3 protein-coding genes and 1 pseudogene are annotated in these 3513 nt (G+C 66.5%); 2 read left to right on the top strand and 2 right to left on the bottom strand.

Annotated features, from left to right (window positions below; all coding sequences use genetic code 11):
- A partial coding sequence (locus GBZ26_RS28245) for a carbohydrate-binding domain-containing protein (RefSeq protein WP_282184367.1) occupies positions 1-827 on the bottom strand: 827 nt, incomplete at its 3' end.
- A 325-nt stretch (positions 828-1152) separates the two neighbouring features.
- Here GBZ26_RS28245 and GBZ26_RS28240 point away from each other — a divergent pair.
- Positions 1153-1349 (top strand): annotated as a pseudogene (locus tag GBZ26_RS28240) (transposase); the annotation flags it as partial.
- Positions 1350-1675: 326 nt separating this feature from the next.
- On the opposite strand, the gene GBZ26_RS28235 reads toward GBZ26_RS28240, so the two are convergent.
- Complete coding sequence (locus GBZ26_RS28235) at positions 1676-2314, bottom strand: gamma-glutamylcyclotransferase (protein ID WP_174441640.1); 639 nt, start codon at positions 2312-2314, stop codon at positions 1676-1678.
- Positions 2315-2422: 108 nt separating this feature from the next.
- Between GBZ26_RS28235 and GBZ26_RS28230 the strand changes: the two genes are divergently transcribed.
- Positions 2423-3511: a DUF2125 domain-containing protein gene (locus tag GBZ26_RS28230; RefSeq protein WP_247884934.1), complete on the top strand. Its 1089-nt coding sequence runs from the start codon at positions 2423-2425 to the stop codon at positions 3509-3511.
- Positions 3512-3513 lie beyond the last annotated feature (2 nt).

The following is a 3513-nucleotide window of genomic DNA, read 5'->3' as shown; positions in this document are numbered from 1 at the left end:
TCGAAATACTCCTCCGGCACGCCGAAGGTGAGCGCGCCGCCCCAGAACAGCCCTTCCTGCCCGGCGACCACGAACTTGCCGTCCACCGGCCCCTTGTCGTAGGAGGCCATCGGATCGGTCGCCTTGATCTCCTGCCCGTCGATGGTGATGCCCTGGACGAACAGGTTGCGGTCCTGGCCGTTGACGGTGGCGTCGTTGTCGTAGTGGATCTGGATCTTGTGGGCCTCGTTGGGGTCCACATCGACCTTGAAGGTGTAGCCGGTCGGGCTGGTCGCGCTGACCCAGGCGTCGCCGACCACCTTGTCGTCCACCAGCAGCTTGAAGTGCGGCGGCGTGCCGTTGGCGGCGGCGCCCCAGGCCTTCACGACGATCTCGGTCGTCATGGTGGCCGGCGCCTCGGGCTCCGGCTCCTGCGCGCTGGCGAACATCGTCTTGGGCAGGTCGACGTTCAGTGCGCCGCGCCAGTACATTTCGGTCTGCCCGGCGATGACGTTCTTGCCGTCGATGTCACCGGTGTCGTAAGTCACCAGCGGGTCGATGCTGAGGATCGGTTTCCCGTTCACCTCGAACGACTTGACGAAGAGGTTGCGGTCCTCCCCGTTCACGGAGCCGTCGTTGTCGTACTGAAGCTGAAGCTTGTGGGCCTTGTCGGCCGGAACGCGGGCGTTGAAGCTGTAGCGACCCAGCGACGCCGATGCGACGGTCGCCTGCCCGATCTCAACCCCATCCAGCCGCAGCACGAAATGCGGCCACTTTCCGCCGGCGGGAGCGCCCCAGGCGTTCACCGTGAAGGTGACGTCCATCAGTTCGGTAGTTTCGGCAGCCATCTCGGACCTCATAGAACTCTAGACCAACGTCTTAATCCAGAGGTTGAGGTGTCCCGATTAACGGAAAAATAATAATCGTGGTTAAAATATTATTAATAATGCCAATTTCTGTGACATAAACAGGAAACTTGCAGTCGGGCAAAAATGTTTGCACATTGACAAGAAAGTCTACACATCGACAAAAATGTTTGCTCCTAATCGAGCTTGAGCTTGGCCTTACGCTTGTCGGCGTCGCTCACCTATCCAACTACTTCTCCTTGATTCCCTTCCCTGTGATGGACAAGCGTCTCTGCTCACCCAACACTCCACGGGTTGAGCAGCTTAGACGCTGTGTGGCTGGGTCCGGCAGGCCGAGCGCGACCAGGGCAGGCGGCTTGGCCTGACGACAGACGAGCAGGAGCGGATCAAGGCGCTGGAGCGCGAGAACCGCGCGCTGCGCCGAGCGAACGAGATCCTTCGCAAGGCGTCGGCGTATTCCGCCCAGGCGGAGTTCGACCGCCTGTTCAGGAAATGATCGCCTTCCCGCCATGGCGGCGTGACCCAAACAAACCGGTCTGCGGAAATCTCGGAGCGGTTCACCGGTCCGGTTCAGAAGGCTAATGGCACCTTGGCAAAAGATCCCGCCCAATAAACAAACACTATCTCTCAGTTTTGTTTGAGCTGGGCACTATGCCCTCGGCAACGTTCCCTTCGCTGCACGCTTGCCCTTCATGTCATCCGCGCTGTGACAGGGCGTTGGGCTGCTGTCCCACGCGGTTTTTGAAACCGGTCACCATTGCCGCACCCAGCGCACGGTGGCGATGCCCAGAAAACTTGCACGGCATTGAGAGGGGGCAGCGGAAAACGCCTCAACCGATCCGCGCACGCACCGCGGTCAGCAGGCTGCACAGCCCGCGGTCGTGGATGCCGATGGCCTCCAGATGGGCAACCGTGTTGGCGAGATAGTCCAGGTTCGGGCCGCGCTCGCCACGGCAGCAGGCGATGCGCTCGGCCATCGCCATCTCGTCCATGCAACCGCAATATTGCCGGTGGCGGCGGTCCACCACGAAGGTGCAGGCGGTGACCGGCGATCCGCCGTCGCGCGGGCGCACCGGCAGCAGCTTGGGCCGGTAGACGCGGTTCAGCATCTCCCGGTCCCACAGATAGTCCAGCGTCTCCGGCACGCGCTCCGCCGCCACGCGGAACACGATTCCCCGGCAGGAACCGCCGCGGTCCAGCCCCAGCACCAGACCCGGCCGCTCCGGCGTGCCGCGGTAGCGGTGGGAGGACACGCAGAAGCGGCGGTGATAGCCGCCCAGCACCGCCGGATGGCGCTCCAGAAAGGGGAACTCCGGGTTCCACATCAGCGAGCCGTAGGCGAAGACCCAGAGGTCGGCGCCGGGCGTCACGACGATGTCGGCGGACCAGGAAGAGGCGGATGATGCCGGACGCGGCACCGGTGCGGTGACCGGAAGCTCGGCAACAGGCGATTGCGTATCGAGCAGCATGACCCTTAAGTAATGCAGCGTGCGCCGACTGGTGGCGACACGGTGAATGCTAGCACGGCCCCTGGCCGCCCGCTATAAGGTGGGTGCCACAAAACGGAAATGCCACAGATGCGCGTTCGGAAGATTTTGGGCTTCGCCGTTCTCGCCCTGGCCCTGCTGGCCGGCGCCTATTCGGTATGGTGGTGGCAGGCGGCGTCGGCGGTGGAGCGCGGCGTGCTCGCCTGGATGGACGAGCAGCGGGCGGCGGGCGCCGTGGTGGCCCATGACGGGCTGAGCGTCGGCGGCTATCCCTTCACCATCCGCGCCGCGCTGGAGGCGCCGCACCTCGCGACCCGCGACGTGGAGTGGCGGGGCGCCCGGCTGGTGGCGGAGGCGCCGCCCTGGAACCACACGCGCATCGCGCTGTCACTGCCCGGCGAGCAGCGGGTGACGGTGGTGCAGGCGAACCAGCCGCCCTTCACGCTGGTCGCCCACGACGGCGGCCACGGGCATGTCGGCCTCACCCTGACCGGCCAGCCGGTCGAGGCGCGGCTGGCCTTCGCCAACCTCGTGGCGCAGCCCGACGCCCTTCCCGTTCCCATCGCCGCCCTGGACCTGACCGCCAGCCAGCCCGCCGCGCCGCCGGCCAGCCACACCGACACCGGCCTGTCGGTCACGCTGGAAGCGCGCGGCGCCACCCTGCCCGACGGCGCGCCGGATTCGCTGGGCCGCGAGGTGCAGCGGCTCCTGCTGACCGCGCGCATCCTCGGCCAGCCGCCGAAGCCGGAGCCGGTCAGCCTGTCGGCCTGGAGCCGCGACGGCGGCACGCTCCAGCTCGACGGGCTGAATGTGGATTGGGGACCGCTGAAGCTGGCGATGAACGGCACGCTGGCGCTCGACGCCGCCTTGCAGCCGCAGGCCGCGCTGACCGCGGAGGTGCGCGGGTATCAGGCGGTGCTGGACGCGCTTCAGGGGATGTTCCGACCCAAGGAGTTGGCGATGGCCCGCACCATGCTGGGCCTGCTGGCCCGCCCCACCGGGCCGAACGGCGAACCGGTGCTGACCGCCCCGGTCACCGTGCAAAACCGCGGGCTGTTCCTGGGGCCGCTGAAGGTCGCGGCGCTGCCGGCGGTGGGCTTGTATGGGCGGACTTGTGCCCCCCCCCCCGGCGCCCCCCCCCTTCCACGGGGGGGGAGCTGGTCCCTTACGACTAACTGACC

This window comes from Azospirillum formosense (assembly GCF_013340925.1).
GTDB lineage: Bacteria > Pseudomonadota > Alphaproteobacteria > Azospirillales > Azospirillaceae > Azospirillum > Azospirillum formosense.
Note: the sequence above shows the minus strand (reverse complement) of the source record. Positions and strands in the feature narration are given on the sequence as shown.

Coding starts and splice junctions, on each gene's coding strand:
- GBZ26_RS28230 (WP_247884934.1), top strand. CDS start 2,423: ATGCGCGTTCGGAAGATTTTGGGCTTCGCCGTTCTCGCCCTGGCCCTG.
- GBZ26_RS28235 (WP_174441640.1), bottom strand. CDS start 2,314: ATGCTGCTCGATACGCAATCGCCTGTTGCCGAGCTTCCGGTCACCGCA.